Origin of the sequence: Olivibacter sp. 47, from assembly GCF_030372825.1 — a bacterium.
Lineage (GTDB): Bacteria > Bacteroidota > Bacteroidia > Sphingobacteriales > Sphingobacteriaceae > Olivibacter > Olivibacter oleidegradans.
This window is the reverse complement of the sequence record NZ_JAUCNR010000001.1, coordinates 1,827,582-1,847,719: the sequence shown is the minus strand read 5'-3', so window position 1 is coordinate 1,847,719 and position 20,138 is coordinate 1,827,582. Positions and strand designations below refer to the sequence as shown.

Genomic DNA, 20,138 nt, shown 5'->3' with positions numbered 1-20,138 from the left:
ATTCAATTTTAAAAGGAAAGATTTACCCCAAAAAGATAGGTAGCAGTACTTACAGCGGTCCCATAAGTGTTTTGAATGGCCCACTCGGGATCATATCCTTTGTAATTAGTAAACAAAAATGGATTCGTAGCCGTTGCGTAAACCCGTAAGCGGTTTAGTTTAAGCTTTTCGATAAGGCCGCTTGGAAAAGTATAACCTAAAGTAATGTTGCTGATTCGGACGAAATTTGTCTTTTGATAATAGGCTGCATTTACAAAAGGACCTGGGTTACCAGGTTGAAAATGGGCCTGAGAGGGACTGCTTGGTGTCCAATAATCTACTTTTACCTGGTTATAAATCTGATTGTAATTCATAAAAGAACCATCAAACGAGCTACTAAACTGCTCGCCTTGTCGGGTATAAGCCAGCACATAAAGGTCCACGTTACCGTAGCGGAATGTATTGGCAATCGAACCTGTCCAGTTGGGGACTCGCTTACCAATAATCTGCCGATCGCTGGCATTGATGACACCATTATTGTCTATGTCTTTTACGCGGACCTGGCCGGGGAGTTGATTATATTGTGCGGCAAGGCTTCGTTCACTTTCTTGCCAAATACCGTCAAAAACGTAGTCAAAATTTACCTGAACGGGTTGCCCAATAAACAAACGGTTTCCAATGTCATCGTTTTTACCATTGGCTGTTTCCAGTATTTCATTTTTGTTAGCATCGAAAACGAAATCGGTTTTCCACGAAAATTTGTCTGTTTGAATATTAACGGTACTCAATCCGATTTCAATTCCTTTGTTTCTCAGTTTGCCCAAGTTGTCTGTAACAAAGTTCCATCCCGAAGGTGCCGGCAGATTGCGGTTTAATAGAATATTGTCGATTTTTCGGTTATATAGGTCGATCGTTCCATAAATGCGGTTTTGTAGCAAAGCAAAATCTAATCCTAAATTGATTTCTTTCGTCGTTTCCCAAGTTAATGCTTTGTTCGCTAAACGATTAGGAGAATAGCCCTGTATAAGGGAATTTCCGAAAAAATAAGTGGATGCTCCAAGTGTTGCTTGTGTAGTGTAGGAGTCTATTCGGTCGTTTCCGGAAGCACCGTAACTTAATCGTAATTTCAAGTCATTAATGGCATTTATTTTTTTGACAAAGCTCTCTTCCGACAATCGCCAGGCAAAAGATGTGGAAGGAAAAAAGCCCCATTGATTGCCTTCTGCAAATCTTGAAGAACCATCCCATGTACCCGATGCGGTTAAGAGATATTTATCTTTATAACTATAATTAATACGGGCCCGTGCAGAAGCTAAAGTATATTTTGTATAGCCGGAACTTACGGTAGGTCCACGGAAGGTTCCGTTGAAGTCGGTATTTGTTGCCGAACCTACATTGTACCACAAAGAATTATAAGGTAAATTGTAGACATCGATTCCACTGGTTTCCAGGCGGTCCTTCTGCATACTCTGTATGGCTGTAACGGTCAATTTATGCCCTCCATTAAGCTCTCGCTCATAAGTTGCTTGGTTATCCCAAAGCCAGTTTATTTGTTCATTCGTGTCGTAGTCCCTTGCCTGCGCGTAACCTCCATTGCCTGCGCCCTCCTTGGATAGCGCACCAAAATACCAACCTCCTCGGCCTATGTCCAAGCTTGGTGAAAAAGTCGTTTTTAAGGTGAGGTGGGCAACAGGCTTTACTTGAATATAAAGTTGACCAAATGCCCGAATGGATCGGTTTTGACGAATATCGTTTTCTTGATCAAATAAAGGGTTGATAACCCCATCTCCTCCTAGTACACGGAATACCCTATTGCCATTGTTGTCGTAAGGAGATACAGTAGGTGGCATTCGATACGCTGAACGAAGTGATTCATAACTGCCTAGGTTTTGTAGGTTCTGTGCAGCATAGAAGCTCATGCCTGCTTTCCACTTCTCATTGATCTGTCTGTCAACACTTCCGCGGAAGGAATAGCGTTTAAAATCTTCGGGGCTCACATTGCCTTCTTCGCTTAGTATACCGGCGCCAAAAGCAAACTGGGTTTTCTCATCTCCTCCGCTTGCAGATATATTATGATTCATTTGCAAACCATTTTTTAGCAAGAGAGAAGGCCAATCTGTAAACCTTCCTGCGTCTATATTTTCCCATTGTTCAGGTGTGAAAAACGCTGCATTCGTGCGTGAGGTATCTCTCCCCGTCGCTAGAAACTGTTGGGTACGGAGCTCTACATATTCCGGACCGTTGAACATGCGGGGCAAATTAACCGGCTTTCTTATTCCCATATAACCATCATAAGAGATAGTGGTTTTTCCTTCCTTCCCTCGTTTGGTGGTTACAATAACGACCCCTTTAGCACCGCGGGAGCCATAAATAGCGGTAGCCGATGCGTCTTTTAAAATGTCTATTTTTTCAATATCTGCCGGGTTCAAATCATTTAATCCCGAAGTAGTAGGAATTCCGTCGATCACAAACAAAGGTGAACTTGGGCCACTAAAAGAACTGATCCCCCGGATAGTGATGTTGTAACCCGAACCTGGTTTCCCTACATTTTTTACCACTACCGCACCGGGCGCCTGGCCCTGTAAGGCACCGGCAGCGTCGGGGGTAGCAGCTCGTGCAATGGCGGTTGAGCTTACGGAGGCTATTGATCCGGTAACGTCGGCTTTTCGCTGCGTGCCATAACCTACAACCACCACCTCATTCAGATCCTGTCCGGCTGACGAAAGCTGTATAGTGAGTGATGTTTTTCCCCAAACAGGCATCTCTATCGTATTATAGCCTAAGTAGGAAATTACCAAAACAGCATCGCTGGCCGCTTCAATTACAAAGGCACCATTGTTATCCGTTGACACCTCTCTGTTGATACCCTTTACCTTTACCGTCGCACCAGCTAGTACTTGTCCGGTTTCATCCACAACCTTACCTGTAATCTTAATATCGGCTCGTATCGGATTTTTCGGAACAATGGCTAGCAGTTGATCGGGTAAAATTTGTAGTGTAAACGGGGTGTTGTTAAGGAGATCATTAACAACCGTTAATACATCTTTATCTTGCACGGAATAATTCTCATATTGTTTAAGAGGAATATTCCTTTCGCTGAATACAAATCGATAGCTGCTTTTCTTCTCAATCTCCGAGATGATTTCCTTAAAACCGGCCTTTCCGATATTTAAGGTAACCTTGGTTTGGGAATATCCCGCTGCTAACATTTGAAAGTTGAAATACACAATCAATGCAAATGTTAATTTCATAATAAGAATTGGCTTTTTGAGGCAATAAATCCCCGAAACACCTCGATGGTGTCTGAAAAATTTCATAACTTTAAAAATCTTAAGGATGGTCAAAAGCAGACTCCCGGTCAAAGCAGTCTGCATTAATTACAATCGTCTTTAATGTAGCGGGGATGGCGAGTCCCCGTTGCTTTTTAATCGGGTCCTAATTCAGTTTTCATAATGTTTTGTTAATGGTTAGCTGTTCGTAGTTTTAATAAATAAGTATTTTTTTGTCTTGCATGGTGTAAGAAAATGGTTCAACTAAACGTAGGGCATTTAAAATGTCCGTTACCGACTCCCGCTCAAAATGGCCAGTGAACTTTAGTTGCTTCAGGTGTTGGTTTTTGAAGTCAATTTTTACGTCATAAGCTCTTTCGAGCATTTTGGATACATCCACAAAAGATTGTTCTGCGAAAATAAGCTTATTGAATATCCATGAGGTTTCTATTACTGTATTGTCCATCTTTTGTAAATGCGTAATTTGGGTTATGGCACTCGACTTGCTTTCCGGAAGTTCATCTTTGGCAGTCGGATTCCTGACAATCAGTTTTTCAGAAGGCATTAATGTAAGTCGGTCAGCGGGTCGATCCTTTAACGTTACCTCTATAGCCCCTGTCAATAAGGTTGTTTCGCTAAACGGGTCATCAGGATAAGATTTAAGGTTAAACGATGTTCCCAGCACCTTAATATCCATTTGTTCGGTATGGATAATAAAGGGATGTTTGGGGTCTTTAGCAATGTCAAAAAATCCCTCTCCCACCAAGGTAACCTGTCGTTGCTTATCCTTAAATGTTTTGGGGTAGATGAGCTTGCTTTCCGCATTTAAGACTACTTTACTTCCGTCGGGTAAAGTAAAACTTTTCTTAGCTGCTCGTTCAGTGTAGGCAATTTGCCGCGTAGAAATTCCGACGAGATAGGTCATAATTGCAATAGAAGCTATAATAAGCACAAAAACGGCGGCAGCAACTTTCCATAGATACCGTTTGTTCTTACTTTTTTGCGAAGAAATAGGGAACGCTTCCTGCTGTGCGATTTTTGTCCGGATCTTGTTAAAGACACGCTCGTCCGATGAGTGGTCGGATTGATTATTAGATAGATAAGCTTTGAACAAATCGTACCGCGCCTTAAGCAAAGGATCTTGGAGCAAGCCTGCTAATTCGCTCACCTCTGATGCTGTTAATTCATTGGTGAATTCTTTTGTTATCAATGTTATGAATCGATCCTGTGACATATGCGGTTTATACCTGTATATGGAGAGGACAAATTTTTTGAAGAAATTACCTACAAGAAAATAAAAAAATGTTATTTCTTTAAAATATATCAGGACAGCACAGGTTGCAGTTAACAAAAGAACACCCTTTTTTGGAATAAATGCAAATGGCAGCTAGGCACTAACCTTATTATAATCATTAGAAAAAATGCAAGATAAAAACCTGATCATTTTAGCTTTCATGTTATTCTTCTATTTCCTTGGTTTCAAAAATACCGGGAATTTATTCGCGCAAAATTTTCCGGATGGAACGCCTATTCCGGCTTGGTTTTCAGATACAAATAGGATCGAAGCGAATGCGCTCGGGGAAAAATATATCATTACTGACCATGGTGTAAAAAACGATAGCACCCTCGTACAAACAGAAAGTATCCAAAAAATTATTGACAAGGCGTCTGAAAATGGTGGTGGTGTTATTGTTATTCCAAAAGGCGTTTTCCTTACGGGATCACTCTTCTTCAAACCTAAAACACATCTATACCTAGACGAAGATGCGACGCTCAAATGCAGTGACAATATTGCTGATTTTAAAGTGCTTACTACCCGTATTGAAGGACAGTCGCTGAAATATTTTGCGGCCTTGATCAATGCCGATGGTTTGGATGGATTTACGATTTCAGGAAAAGGGATAATCAACGGCAATGGATTACGTTATTGGCAGGCGTTCTGGCTTCGCCGCGAGTGGAATCCGAAATGTACTAATATGGACGAACAGCGCCCGCGGCTATTATACATATCGAATAGTAAAAATGTACAGGTATCAGGCGTTCAGTTGCTTAACTCGCCCTTCTGGACCTCGCATTATTACAAATGCGAAAACCTAAAGATTTTGGGTGTGCGCATTCTTGCAGGTTCAAATAATGGAAGTGAGGTTCGCGCACCAAGCTCGGATGGCATTGACTTGGATGTATGCCAAAATGTGTTAATAAAAAACTGCTATATATCAGTAAATGATGATGGTATTTGCTTAAAGGGTGGTAAAGGGCCGACAGCCGATAAGGACCCAAATAATGGGGCTAATCGCAATATCATCATAGAAGACAATACGATTGAAAACTGTCCGTCTCTTACATTGGGTAGCGAATCGGTTTTTAGTGATAACGTCATTATGAGGCGTTGTACTGTGAAAAATACCTCTTATGTGCTTCGATTGAAGATGCGGCCCGACACACCGCAAAAACATAAAAATATATGGGTAGAAGATATTACCGGGACTGCACGTAACTTTCTTTCCATAGATGCATGGACGCAGTTTTTTGATTTGAAAGGGCAACCGGAGCCCAAATCTTCCGTGAGCCATTTGACTATGCGTAACTGTAAGGTAGCTTGTGATCGCTTCCTCCATATCAAATCTTCGAAACAGTACACGCTTTCCAATTTTACGTTTGAAAATTTAACTGTTTCAACGCCGAATGAAAGTGGTGTCGTGTTTGACTTCATCAGAGGTTTACAATTGAAGAATATCATTGTAAATGATAAGAAAGCGGTGAAATAAAAGGAACCTTTTCTTTAGTCACTTTTATTCGTTATTGTTTGTTTTAAAAGGCACTCATGCTACTTCGTGGTTTCCGCAAAAAGTGACGCAAAACCGAGCAAGGCGAGCTCATGAACCCCTAATGAAATAAACAATATGTGAATAAACTCATCGCTTGGAACTTTGCTACGATGGTAGTGCTTCAACCTGCAAACCGCAAATTTCCTAGGCGATATTTTAGCAGAACGGAGGGCTTTTGCAGGCAGCCAACAAGGCCCCGTGTATGGAAAAAACGGCCTTGGAGGATACCAACGCAACGAGCAGCAAAGCATTTGCACGTCTGTTTATATCGCAGTATCCAAGCGGATTGAGGAAGTGAAACGGCTCCAATACGCGGAATGGATGCTTTGCAATCAGGTGCAAGGTAGCCTACACCGCCTTGATTTTGGTTCTTTTCATCTAAGGAAAAGAACATACGTTAAATAAAGGTTGACTAAATAAATCCTTTTTTTCAAAAACAGCTGCTCTGTAGAAAAAGAAACAGCGCGATGGCTGAAGCAATGTTCTTAATAATTATTGCAGCATCAGACGCTTGGTGTTTGGTCATGACGGTGTTTAATTTGGTCATGGCTCGGTAGATTTGTGCATGTACCGTGCGTACCGAAATATTCAAAATTTCGGCCACTTCAGCGCATTTCATTCCATCTTCCTTAACGAGCTTAAAGATGACGCGGCATTGATGGGGTAAAGAGCCTATCGCCCGATCTAACTGCATAAAAAGTTCTTTCCTTTCCAGTTCTTCGTCGGGGCGATAGGCATCAATTATTTCGTTTGTTTCTTCGTCTAGTGACACTAACTGCATGGAAGATTTTTTTTTCCAATGATTGAGTGCTTTATTCTTTACACAAATTAGGAGATAGACCTCGGGCTTTTTAACATGCTCCAATTTACTACGATTAAGCCATAAATCTACAAAAACGTCTGAAACAATCTCCTCTGATGTCTCCCGATCGCTAATATACTGTTGGCAGAATTTAATAAAATTGGCATTGGTCAAGCGGAATAATGCTTCAAAGGCATTGACATTGCTTTCAAAAAGCACTTGCTTCCAACACTTCAATATCTGTGTATCTCTTTCCAATTTTTGCGTTTTTGACTTGTAAGGCAAGGATTATCGGTTTATAAAAATAAAACTCCGGTTACACAAAAAAAAATATATTTCAATTGATTTTCATCCTGTACCGTTATGTTGGCTTCATTTACTAAATTTCCGCTATTTAATAAGCCTTTCTTCCAGCCATTCACCTACTGCCTCATTCTGTTCTTTATAAGTCCAATGTCCGGTTTCTAAAGCAAGATAGAGTTCTTTTGGAGACTGGATTACGTTATACACGGCATATAAAGAAGTTGGCGGACAGGTTTCATCGTTAAACCCCCATGAATAAATACCAGGCACTTTAAGTTGTCTTGCAAAATTGACAACATCATAATAACCCATTGTTTGTAGCTTTTCTTTCGTATTATTAACTTCCCGGCTCGCTGAATCGAGATAATGTGGCCAGCCACCGGCTCGGCCTTTTAGGTATCCTGTTAAATCACTTAGTGCGGGGTAATAGGAAGCTAAAAATTTGACACGAGCATCTAACGAAGCGGTTACAATCGCAAGTGCTCCGCCCTGACTGCCGCCAATCACTGCCAGTTGCTCACCATCAAACTGAGGTAATGAAGTAATGAAATCATTCGCTCGCACGCAACCTAAGTATACGCGTTTATAGTAAAAGCGGTCCCGATTATCTAAGTTATAATTAAAGTAGTTCCCCAACCCACCCAAACGGAGACTGGCATAAAGTTCAGGGTCCATGTTTACCGGTATGCCATGAATGCCTATTTCTAGGGTTATAAATCCCTTCTCGGCGGTTGCAATGTCGCCATTGTAAGGTCTAACGCCGGCGCCCGGAACTCTTAAAATAGCGGGGTATTTGCCCGTTGCTTTAGGGATGCACAGAATACCGTAAAGCCTGGAATTACCATAGTTCTGCATGTTGACATGATAGACGTTCACTTTTTCCGTACATCGTTCGGGCAATAGCGTCATCTTTGCATCTAGCGGAATTCCGGCCAGTTCTTTCTTGGCTTGATTCCAGAATGCGACAAAATCATTCGGCAGTTGGGCTGTTGGTTCAATTTGTTCCGGTGTAAATCCAGCGGTGGCAAGGCCTTTATATGCTTTGCCATTTACATAGGCATAGGCAGTTAAGCGAAGAAAGCCTGGCTGCTTCATGCCTTCACTTTTAACGGTATAGGACGCGGACGTCAACAACAGCGAATCTTTCTTAAGTGCTGGCATTTTTTCCGGGCCGAGCTCATAACGTAAAGGAATATTCTTTAATGGATTGCCATTTTGAAGAATGGTAACCGTGAATTTCACCGGTTCATTTAGCTTGTATTCCCAGTTCTCATGATCGGGTGCTACTATCACCTTAATAAATTGCTCGCTGGGCTGGGCAGTTACTCGAAAAACAATTACAAATAGTAGAAACGCCCATAAATAAATAAATCGCATAGTCATAATTTAAGTTTAATAATGCCATTATAGCAAGGTTGTCGTTTACTTTTGCTAAAGTAATGAGAATTCGATATTGTTCAATTGTTATCTTCGATTTTTTTCAAGCCGATAAGTATCAAGATATAAGTATCGAGACATAAGTATCAAGACATAGAGTACACACGCTTTAATAAATTCGCTTTTAACATACAGCAGAAGGTGTTTATATTAAAAGAACGTTTTTTTTAATCACTTTTATTCGTTATTGTTTGCTACAATGGTAGTGCATCAACTTACAAACCGCAAATTTCCTAGGCGATATTTCAGTAGAATGAAGAGATTCTGCCAAGCAGTGTAATACTTTGTAAACGATTTAAGATCTGTAAACTATGGCAGGTTTGGTTAGAAGCAAATACTTTTCGCTTTCGACAATGCCGCCTCCAAAATTTACGTCATGCAGTGGGAGGCACTAACATTCCTGTAAATTTTGCAGCGGCGAGTTTATTCACTACTTAATTATTTTCAAAGGTGTTCATGGACTCGCTACGGTCGGCTCTTTGACTACTTTCTTTGCGGAAAAGAAAGTAGTTGGCGGTGTCGCTGCCATTAAGCGACAAATTAATTTTTCCTTTTTTAAAAAGGAACCCCCTAAGTCAGGACGGCGCAGGTTGCGATTGCATAGCGTTTATGTGTATGTTTGCTTTAAGTCATTATATACACAGTAAAAACCGATTAAAGCCAACATAATAAGTATGAAATCATTCCTTCTCACAATCCAGCTATGTCTATGGACTTGTGCCTCTTCCATATTATATGCACAGTTACCCCCGGTATTTGAATCAATATATGATGGAAAAATACAAAAAGATGAATTGACACGGATTTTTATATCACCCCAACGGATTGTTTGGAAATATGCTGGAGATGGCAGTTTGGTAACAAATGAAAATGAACTCTTAAAGATAGGGAATAGCCAGACCGAACTCGGTAAAAAAAATATGTGCGAAATGGTGAGTAACCAAAATGAGACCGCCTCCATCTTATTGGATTATGGAAAGGAAATACACGGGGGGATACAGCTTGTATTGGGAGGCTCTACACGTCGCGAACCATCTTTGGTCCGTATTCGTTTTGGCGAATCGGTAGGGGAGTGCAATAGCCAAACCCGAAATTATGAATGGGGAGTTGGGTATTCGACTGACGACCATGCCAAGCGAGATATTATCATGGAAATACCTCGGGATGGGTTAATAGAACTCGGCAATACGGGGTTCCGCTTTGTTCGTATTGACCTATTGCAGAAGAATACCACCATCCATATTAAAGAAGCGAGGGCAATTTTGCGATACCGTGATATACCTTATTTGGGATCATTTAAAAGTAACGATGAACGGCTCAATAAAATTTGGCTAACGGGAGCCTATACTGTGCATCTGAATATGCAAGAGTATTTGTGGGATGGTATTAAACGGGATCGTTTGATATGGCTAGGTGATATGCATCCGGAAGTATCTACCATTGCACGAGTGTTCGGTGACAATGACGTGGTGCCAAAAACCCTGGATTTGGCTTGCCAACAATATCCCTTGCCGCAATGGATGAACGGCATGAGTGCATACTCTTTATGGTACCTGATTATTCAGCACGATTGGTATAAATACAATGGGAATATTGATTTTCTAAGGAAACATCAAAACTATATTTTGGGCTTGATCGATTTAATTGACAGTAAAGTTGATGCTGAAGGCAGAGAGAATCTAGCTGCGGAACGCTTTTTAGATTGGCCGTCTACTCCCAATAAGGAAGGAGTAGAGGCGGGGTATAGAGCGCTCATCGTCTGGGCGATGCAAGATGCTGTCAAATTATGTGAAATTTTAAAACAACCGATTGCTGCAAAGAAAGCAGAAGCCTGTGTTGCACGTATGAATAAATATGTAAAAGATCATCATCAATTAAAGCAGGCTGCTTCCTTAATGGCTATAGCCGGGCTTATTGATCCGGAGAAAGCTTGTAATGAAGTAGTTTCGGTTGGCGGCGCTAAAGATTTCTCTACCTTTTATGGCTATTATATGTTACAGGCACAAGCAAAAGCCGGACAATATCAGCAAGCCATGGATATCATTCGCCAATATTGGGGGGGCATGTTGGACATGGGCGCTACTACCTTTTGGGAAGACTTTAATTTGGATTGGACAAAAAATGCTACGCGCATTGACGAGGTACCGGTACCAGGTAAAAAGGATATACACGGAGATTTCGGTGCCTATTGCTATCCCGGGTTTCGACATAGCCTTTGCCATGGTTGGGCATCCGGGCCTACCGCTTGGATGAGTGAACATATACTTGGTGTGAAGATTTTGGAAGCTGGCTGTAAGGTCATCAAAGTCGAACCTCATCTGGGTGACTTGCAATGGGTAGAAGGTACTTTTCCTACTCCGTACGGGCTGATTGAAATTCGGCATAGTAAGCGAGCTAACGGGACGATTGAGTCTACCGTAAAGGCGCCGAAAGGTATTAAGGTAATTAAATAGATGGTGGCAGGACGCGTCAGGATAGTCTTTTAACCTCATTCTTTTATTTTTAACGTATATAAACAATGCTTATAAATAAATGCCGGAGCATGCTTATCGCACATAAAACCTTCTTACTCTTTATTTTCATGACCTTTGGTCTGTACACCGCTTTTTCCCAAGAAGTCGAAAAGCGGGTTCAGTATCTATCCGGTACAGATAATGAACATACGGTGAAGTGGGACTTTTGGTGCTCGGGCGGACGGAAGAGTGGTAAATGGGGAAAAATTGCTGTTCCGGCTCATTGGGAACAACAGGGGTATGGGCATTATAATTATGGAAGGGATTATGTTACCTATGGCAAAAACTTTCGCTTTCATGACGAGAAAGGAGTATATCGACATACTTTTCCGGTTAATGAACAATGGAAGGGGGAAAAAATATTTATTGTCTTTGAAGGGGTAATGACCGATGCTGAGGTAAAAATAAATGGCCAATCCGCCGGCCCGATCCATCAGGGCGCTTTTTATCGCTTTCGTTATGATATAAGTGACAAGCTCCGCTACGGAAAGGAAAACCAATTGGAAGTTACAGTTAGTAAGATGTCCGGGGATCCGTCCGTTAATAATGCCGAACGACTAGCCGATTACTGGATTCTCGGCGGAATTTTTCGCCCGGTGTATCTGGAAATAGTACCGCCATCATTTATTGACTATGTAGCCATTGACGCAAAGGCTGATGGTTCTTTTCGTATGCAAGCTCACCTTGAAGGAATATCCGCACAAATGAAAGTGAAGGCGAGTATTATTGATCAACGAGGCAAAACGGTGGATATGCTGGAAGCTTTGGCCAGGGAAGGGGATTCCGTCGTGTCTTTTAATACCAAAGTGAGTAATCCTGCTTTGTGGACCGCCGAAAGCCCTAACCGTTACCGTGCGAGAACTGAGCTCTATAAAAATGGGAAGTTGGTATACTTAACGCAGCAGCAATTTGGCTTTCGTACCATTGAAATACGCAAGCAGAACGGCATTTACCTGAATGGGACGAAGATCAAAATGAAAGGAGTAAACCGACATGTATGGTGGCCCGAAACGGGACGATCAGTAAATGCTCGTATTGACTTGGAGGATGTGAAGCTGATGAAATATATGAACATGAACGCCGTTCGTTGCTCACATTATCCGCCCGATCAGTCTTTCTTGGATATCTGCGATTCTTTAGGACTCTATGTTATCGATGAATTAGCGGGCTGGCAAAAGGCTTATGCAACACCGGTGGGAACAAAATTGGTAAAGGAAATGGTTCTGCGCGACCTAAATCATCCATCCATTATCTTTTGGAGCAATGGGAATGAAGGCGGACATAATTTTGATCTAGACACCATATATGGGCATTACGACCTGTCGAAAAGACCGGTAATTCACGCGCATCATCGTCCTGGCAATGATTTTAATGGGATCGATTGTAATCATTATGAAGATTATTACAGTACGCAGAAGATTTTAGCGGATACGAATATCTATATGCCCACTGAATTTCTACATGCACAAGATGACGGTGGTGGAGCCGCCGGGCTCGCCGACATATGGGAGCTGCATTGGAAGGCTAAAAGAGGCGCGGGCGGTTTCCTTTGGGCTTTGGTGGATGAGGGATTAGTTCGTACAGATGAGCAAAATATGATTGACGTCAATGGCGTCAACGCGCCCGATGGTTTAGTAGGTCCCCATCGTGAGCACGAGGGAAGTGTGAATGCGATCCGGGAAATTTATGCACCTATTAAAATCGACGGGAAGGAACTTCCTCCTGATTTTGATGGGCGTATTTCAGTAGAAAATCGCTATCATTTTACGAACCTGAATCAGTGTACTTTTAAATGGGAACTCTTAAATTTTGACAAACTCTTACAAAATGGTGAAGGCTCTACCTCTGTATCAAGCGGAAAGGGCAGGTTTCCCGCTATTGCACCTTTAGCAACCGGTCATTTGTCTATTGATTTACCAGCAAATTGGTCTAACGAAGATGCCCTGGCTTTAACGGCATTCGACTCCCAAGGGAATGAGATCTGTCGTTGGGTATGGAAAATCAAACCTAATGAGCAACTCGCGGTTCATCAATTTGATGAGCCCATCGACGGAACAGTTAACATGCAGGAAAAGGATAGCCTGATACAGTTAACGGCCAATGGTATAACGGTCTCAATTCATAAAAATACAGGTCTATTGGCGCATTTAGCGAATGCTTATAGTAAAGCACTTTCTTTTAAAGACGGGCCTGTTTTAGTGAGCGGACAAGCAAAGGCCGTATCAGTAAAGCATTACCGGGAAGGTCATATTGCTGTTGTGGAAGCGTCATGCAACGGTGATTTAAAGTATATCAAATGGAAGATGGATAAATCGGGATGGCTCGAAATGGACTACGCTTACGCGTTAAGTGGTGATCAACCTTTCGCCGGCATCAGCTTTTCTTACCCCGAAAATTTTGTTTTGGGTGTAAAGTGGCTTGGTAAAGGTCCCTACCGTGTATGGAAAAACAGGCTGCAAGGCACTACGTATGGTGTTTGGAAGAATCGGAATAATAATACGCAAACGGGTAGTTATCCTTGGCGCTATCCCGAATTTAAGGGTTATTACGCGGATGTTACTTGGATGGAAATGAACACCGTAGAAGGTAAGTTCTATATGTCTTTTCCAACGGAAGACCAATATGTACGCCTGTTTGATTTTTACGGACTAACCGGCGCAAAGCCACATCCGGATCTACCTGTCGGGGATATCTCTTTTTTGGATGCGATACCGCCTATTGGTACTAAACTTGCGTTGAATATGACCACTGATACCAAAGGACTGGGACCGCAAAGCGAACTGAATCACCTCTCCGGAAAGCTCATCGAAAGAAAGGTTTATTTTTACTTCGGAACTCCAAAAGTGAATGGGGAAAACAAACAATTTGAGATGCCGAAGGTAAATGTACTAACGGATTAGTTATTGGTTATTAGTTGCCGGTTTTTAGTTGTGGGTTGCGAATTGCCAGTTGTGAGCAGAGGCACCCCTAAAGGCAATACTACTTAACTACTCAACTATTTAACAACTTAACTATTCAACAATTCCGGAAACGATTGCGTAGTTTAACCTACAGTTAAAAAGTGGCTTTATTGTTATGTCAGCAGCTTTTTTTGATGCTCTTGGTTTCCTTAAGCAGGACACTACAGGACGCGGAGGCTTTCTTCACTCTTTAATATTGCGCTCAGCTAACAAATACCTAATCGACATAAACTAACCAATATCATTCGATTTTAGCATTACTTGTTAGGCGAATTAATTATTGAACGGATATATCCCGATTCAACTAATGTAATCTAATAAACTAAACTTATGAACCGAAAAATTACTAAAATGTATGTAGGGCAATTAAAGTTACCTTGGCGCATCAATGCCTTGCGGACTTACTGTTTACTTACTGTTCTTTTGTTTTATGCACTGTTGCCCTCCGCTTTTTCGCAACAACCTGTTCGTGGAAAAGTAATTAGTAGTCAGGATGGCGCATCGCTGCCCGGTGTATCTGTCTTTGTCAAAGGCACAAAGCAAGGAACTACTACCGATGCGGACGGAAATTTTGTCTTACAAGCCGGTGAAGATGCCGTGCTGGTTTTTTCCTTTATGGGATACCTCAGTAAGGAAGTCCCTGCAAAAGGAGTATCAACCGTGTCATTGGAAGAAGATAGTCAAGGTTTGGATGAAGTGGTCGTCATTGGTTACGGAACGGCGAGAAGACGGGATTTAACGGGCGCCGTTGGTACGGTCAAAGGGAGCGAAATCAGGAATATACCGGTAACCAACGCAGCACAAGCGATTACCGGTAGGGTTGCTGGGGTTAATGTAGTGACGCAAAGTGGGGCACCTGGTGCTGATATTAATATCACTGTCCGCGGCGGGACTTCCATAACGCAAGGAACCAACCCCTTGTATATTGTGGATGGCTTTCAAATGGAAAACGCATTACGTAATGTTGATATCAACGACATCGAATCGATCGAAGTCTTGAAGGACGCGTCAGCCACCGCCATCTATGGTGCACGCGGTGCTAATGGTGTAATTCTAATCACTACCAAGTCAGGTAAATCCGGTAAAACCGAGGTAAATTATAACACATATTTCAGTTTTGAAAAGCTGAGCAGTAAGCTTGATCTACTGAGCACAGAACAGTATGTGAAATATCAGTATGAATTTCAGACACTTGCGGGAAAGGAAAGCCAGTGGGCGAACATGTTTGGTGGTGATGTGTCGAGCAGCGACTTCTATACCGGAGCTTACGATCGGATTGCACGCGACTATGGGTCACGGGCTGGCATCGATTGGCAGGATTTAGTGTTTGGGGATCAAGCTATTTTGCAGAACCATAACGTTAATATTAACGGTGGTTCTGAGAAAACGAAGTTTATGGTCAGTTATAACTTCACCGGGCAGGATGGAATTCTTGCAAAAACGGGTTATGAAAGAAATAGTGTCCGTGCTAAATTCAACCAGCGATTGGCCGAAGGGATTAGTCTTGATTTCAACACAAACTTGCAAGCCACCAAAACAGAGGGAGGTGGTTCTTTAGGCGGCATGCTCAAAATGTCTGTTTTGCAGCCTCCAACGGGTGGTATCCGATTTACGGACGAACAATTGATCCAAAGTGATATAGCAGAAGAGCTGCAGGCAGAGGATTCCCAATACGATATCTATAATCCGATTATTACAAATGATGCGGTTACCCAAACGAAATATGCCCGTTTAGCGGGAGTCAATATGGGCTTGAATGTGGATTTTCTTAAGGATTTCACGTTTCGTACCGCTGGAAGCTACCAATGGACACAAACACGCAGTGATTACTGGGATGATGGTCGTACGCGAACGGCACAAAATAATAAAGGGCCCTACGGTAGTCGTAACAACAGTGAGAAATTTATATGGCAGATCGTCAATACCCTTTCTTGGAAAAAAACGTATGATAAACATAATTTCAATGCGGTATTAGGACAGGAGACAACTTATGAGGAGTCGATGTCGTTAAACAATACGTATTATGAATTTCCTGAAAATAATTTCGGCTTGAATGACGTCGGTATGGCAGGAAGGATCGACCGTCCTTCTTCTGATAAATCACGCTATGGCTTGGTTTCCGGCTTTGCCCGTTTGATGTATAACTACGATGATCGTTATCTATTAACGGCCACGATTCGACGCGACGGTGTATCGAAGTTTATGCCCGGTCGGCAGTGGGGCACTTTACCTTCTGCGTCCGCTGCTTGGAACATTGATCGAGAGCAGTTCATGGAGAACATCGATTTCTTCGACCAGCTGAAGTTCAGGGTAGGTTATGGGACAACCGGAAATTGTGATATCGGGAATAATACTTATACCACTTTGTATCAATCCACCACTTATGCCATTAACAATGTAGAGGTTAATGGATTAAAACCGACAGATAAATTGGGTAATCCACTCTTGCAGTGGGAGAAGACACAGACCACCAATATTGGCTTAGACTTTTCTATTCTTAAGAATCGGGTGTCACTAACGGCCGACTATTATAATAACATCTCCAAGAACTTGCTTATTAGTGTGGCTATACCCACTTCTACGGGTTATACCAGCCAAAATCAAAATGTGGCTTCCATCAGAAATAGAGGCTTTGAGTTCCTGCTAAATACAGTGAATGTTCGTTCAAACGACTTTCAGTGGACAACAAGTTTAAATATCTCCTTTAACCGATCGAAAGTATTATCACTCTTCGGTGGCGACCGTGATTATATGCGCACCAATTTGAGCTCTCGTGTCGATTTCTGGACGGAGCTCAATAATACGGTCGGACTGTTTTATGGCTATCAATACGATGGTATTTATACAACCGATGATTTTATCCAAAATGGCGATGGCAGTTATACCTTAAAAGACGGTGTGGCCTCTTTGAAAGGGAAGGCGCGTTCATCCATAAAGCCAGGGGATGTTAAGTATGTAGCGCTCAGTGGTGAGACCGATGCCGACGGTAACCCGGTTTGGTCCACTAATGATCGCACCGTCATTGGAACCCCTGAACCCAAGTATTTCGGCGGTATCAATAATACTTTTGCCTATAAGGGTTTTGATTTAAGTGTATTCCTCAATTTCAGTTACGGTAACCAAGTTTTTAATATGAACTCCCAGCGTTACATAGGACCTTATCTGCCCAATCAAAACTCGCTGTCTGTCATGAATAACCGCTTCACTTTAATTGATCCGGCAACTGGTATGCAAACAAGCGATTTGGGTCGGTTGGCGGAGCTAAATCCTAATCAGCATGATAAAAAAGCGATGTGGAGTCTGCATTCACCGAATAATATTGCTATTACTGATGCCTTGGATTACTACCTCGAAGATGGTTCTTTCTTACGCATCAATAACATCACACTGGGATATACTTTACCTAAATCATGGTTACAGAAAGCCTTCATAAATAATGCAAGAATTTATTGCACCTTGAATAATATCCATACATTCACCGGTTATTCGGGCTATGATCCGGAAGTTTCAGCTACCGGGTCTATTCTCACCAGAGGCGTAGACAATTCGGCTTATCCAAGAACAAAAAGTATTGTCGTAGGCGCTAACTTAACCTTTTAACCGTAAAGCTTGTCAATCATGAAAATGAATATAAAACTTATTTTTTTGTTGGGAATTGTTCTTTGCAGCTCCTGTAAGAAATGGCTGGAGATGCCGTCCGAAAAAGAATTCGATAGTGAAACTATTTTTGATAACGTCTCCCGGGCCGAAATGGCGGTATTGGGTGCCTATAGCAGCACCTTCAATCGTGAATTATATTATCAATTCGGTATGGGAACCGACGAATGTTTCTCTACCGAAGGAGAAACCAATTCAAAAAATCAGGTAGCGAATTATGTATATAATACTTCCAACATTCCTACTTCTACTTATACAGCGATGTATGCCGGTGTCGAGTACGCAAATGTATGTATTAAAAATCTGCCACAAATGGAGGCCGCCAATGAGCAGGAAAAGCGCAAACTGGATATGCTCTTAGGTGAATCGTATGCCATCCGGGCGATGAATCTACTTAATGTGGTCCGTTTCTTCGGAGATGTTCCGTATCCCAAAATTCCGGTTGTGGATGCAGGAACCTTCAATTCGTCAAGAGTAAGTCGCGACACCATCTTGGATGGGTGTATTGAGGATCTTCAAAAAGCGATCGAACTGTTACCTTGGAAAGGGGAGGGGATGGTGGCCACGCCGGAGCGTTTTACTAAAAATGCTGCTTATGGAGTGCTTGCCCGGGTAGCGTTGTATGCTGCCGGTTATTCATTGCGCTGGGACCTGAATTCGTATTCTCCAGGTTCTGTTAAGATAGCACAACGCGACGATGTCAATCGCATTACACAGCTGTACGAGATTGCTCGAGACGCCTGCAAGGCCATTGTAGATCGTGGCGAAAATAATTTAATTGCTTATGAGACGGTATTCCGCGATTTGGTAAATGGACAATATAATGTTGAGACAATGCTTGAATATGGTCAGTATGGCGCGAATAGTAATGATGGTTCTATTGGTTATACAAACGGAATGTTTGCCCATACGAACTGCATGTTCGGTAAGGCTCAACCGGCCATGGGAGCTTTGCCAACTTACTATTTCGATTTTAGTGAGGGTGATGTCAGAAGGGACGTAGCGATTTGTAATTATAGCATCGCGAGCGATAATACCCGGCAGATGAACAACTATGCCGGTATGACCATCGGTAAATTTCGGGTGACATGGAAAGCGGAAATTGGAACAGCTATTAATAAACGGGATATCAATTGGCCGGTACTGCGTTACTCGGATGTCTTGTTGATGTATGCCGAAGCTGAAAACGAACTGAACCATGGTCCAACAGCCCTTGCCGTTGAAATGTACGAAAAGGTACGGTCAAGAGCTTTTAACAATGATCGAGCTAAAATGGGGGCAACACCGAGTGGTTATGAGGACTTCAAAAAAGCCGTTATTTCGGAGCGGAAATTAGAACTCGGCTTTGAAGGCTGGCGCAGGACCGACTTGGCTAGGTGGGGTATTTTATACGAAACACTTAGTGAAACGAAGCAGAAACTCATCCAATTGGCAAAAGGTGAAGGGCCATATGCCGATGTTGACAAATATCGAGCTTATAAAAAAGAGCAAGCTAAATCTTTCCTCGATCCAGTCGTCGCAGTTCCTTTTATCGGTTATTCGCAAGCTCCAACAGCGTCTGAGCAGCAGGAATTAAACACTCAAGGCTATACCTTGCTTGAAATGCATGGTAATGTTTCGCTCTTTAACGCGAATAGAACCGATGCCACCTCGGCTTGGATAACAGGATTGTTCCGAGGCCTCGAGAAAAATAAAGTGGAAATTTTACCATTAAATGCCACAACGATTGATGACAACCCGGGATTACAAGGACAGCAACATCCGCTTTATTAGAGAGTAGTTAATAGGGAGTAGGGAACTAGTTAAATGGAATTTCCTACTCTCTATCCCCTGGTCCAAATTTATCACTTCATAATTCCTGCCTACCGGCAGTCATCACTACTAAACTACTTCCCTACTCAATTATTCAACAATTCACTGATTTCTTTACTCCCCCGCAGGCCCCATCATCACATTAGCTAATTCATCAATTGGCTAATTAACTACTCAACCACTCAACAATTTCTCTGCTCCACGCCCATGCTTCATTGGCTAATTTACCAATCGGCTAATTAACTACTTCCCTACTCAACTACTCAACGTCTCAACTACTTAACGTCTCAACTACTTAACTATTTATCAACCCATCAATTCCGGAAACGATTGCGTAGTTTAACTCATAGTTAAAAAATGCGTTTATAGGCTTCTAACGCTGTTTTTGATCTTCGGCCTATCGGCAAACAGGACACTACAGGATGCATCCATTTATTGAGCTCTTTAATATTGTATTAGCTAGAATCGCCGGTATAGGTCTCTATGCTAACCAATGAGTAAATAATTCACTCGAAAACAAACGCAGATACACAACCAACAGGCTTACTGAAGGAGTTTTTTATCGTCTCCGAAGTAAA

The 20,138-nt window shown here is 42.1% G+C and carries 10 protein-coding genes; 5 read left to right on the top strand and 5 right to left on the bottom strand.

The annotated features are described in order from the left end of the window. Positions 1-8: 8 nt before the first annotated feature. Both QT327_RS08070 and QT327_RS08065 read right to left on the bottom strand, forming a co-directional pair. Positions 9-3,230 (bottom strand): SusC/RagA family TonB-linked outer membrane protein, encoded by a 3,222-nt coding sequence (locus tag QT327_RS08070; RefSeq protein WP_242627392.1) that lies wholly within the window; start codon positions 3,228-3,230, stop codon positions 9-11. 232 nt (positions 3,231-3,462) lie between these two features. Continuing rightward, entirely contained in the window at positions 3,463-4,482 is a 1,020-nt protein-coding gene (locus tag QT327_RS08065) for a FecR family protein (RefSeq protein WP_165447071.1), read from the bottom strand. Between the two features lie 187 nt (positions 4,483-4,669). On the opposite strand from QT327_RS08065, the gene QT327_RS08060 reads away from it, so the two are divergent. After that, positions 4,670-6,016, top strand: coding sequence for a rhamnogalacturonidase (locus QT327_RS08060; RefSeq protein ID WP_130858186.1), 1,347 nt, complete (start codon positions 4,670-4,672; stop codon positions 6,014-6,016). Positions 6,017-6,197: 181 nt separating this feature from the next. Here the strand turns inward: QT327_RS08060 and QT327_RS08055 are convergent, their stop codons facing one another. The 3 genes from QT327_RS08055 to QT327_RS08045 form a co-directional block, all read right to left on the bottom strand. Then, a complete protein-coding gene (locus tag QT327_RS08055) occupies positions 6,198-6,470 on the bottom strand; it encodes a hypothetical protein (RefSeq protein ID WP_130858185.1) in 273 nt (90 codons plus the stop codon). Between the two features lie 36 nt (positions 6,471-6,506). Beyond that, positions 6,507-7,136, bottom strand: coding sequence for an RNA polymerase sigma-70 factor (locus QT327_RS08050; protein WP_165447070.1), 630 nt, complete (start codon positions 7,134-7,136; stop codon positions 6,507-6,509). Positions 7,137-7,268: 132 nt separating this feature from the next. Beyond that, positions 7,269-8,558 (bottom strand): acetylxylan esterase, encoded by a 1,290-nt coding sequence (locus QT327_RS08045; RefSeq protein WP_207303811.1) that lies wholly within the window; start codon positions 8,556-8,558, stop codon positions 7,269-7,271. Positions 8,559-9,292: 734 nt separating this feature from the next. Between QT327_RS08045 and QT327_RS08040 the strand changes: the two genes are divergently transcribed. The 4 genes from QT327_RS08040 (at position 9,293) to QT327_RS08025 (ending at position 19,521) form a co-directional block, all read left to right on the top strand. After that, positions 9,293-11,071: an alpha-L-rhamnosidase-related protein gene (locus tag QT327_RS08040; RefSeq protein ID WP_130858182.1), complete on the top strand. Its 1,779-nt coding sequence runs from the start codon at positions 9,293-9,295 to the stop codon at positions 11,069-11,071. 89 nt (positions 11,072-11,160) lie between these two features. Then, entirely contained in the window at positions 11,161-14,031 is a 2,871-nt protein-coding gene (locus QT327_RS08035) for a glycoside hydrolase family 2 protein (protein ID WP_289552573.1), read from the top strand. A gap of 390 nt (positions 14,032-14,421) precedes the next feature. Beyond that, positions 14,422-17,691: a SusC/RagA family TonB-linked outer membrane protein gene (locus QT327_RS08030; protein WP_289552572.1), complete on the top strand. Its 3,270-nt coding sequence runs from the start codon at positions 14,422-14,424 to the stop codon at positions 17,689-17,691. 18 nt (positions 17,692-17,709) lie between these two features. After that, positions 17,710-19,521, top strand: coding sequence for a RagB/SusD family nutrient uptake outer membrane protein (locus QT327_RS08025; protein WP_289552571.1), 1,812 nt, complete (start codon positions 17,710-17,712; stop codon positions 19,519-19,521). Positions 19,522-20,138: the final 617 nt, after the last annotated feature.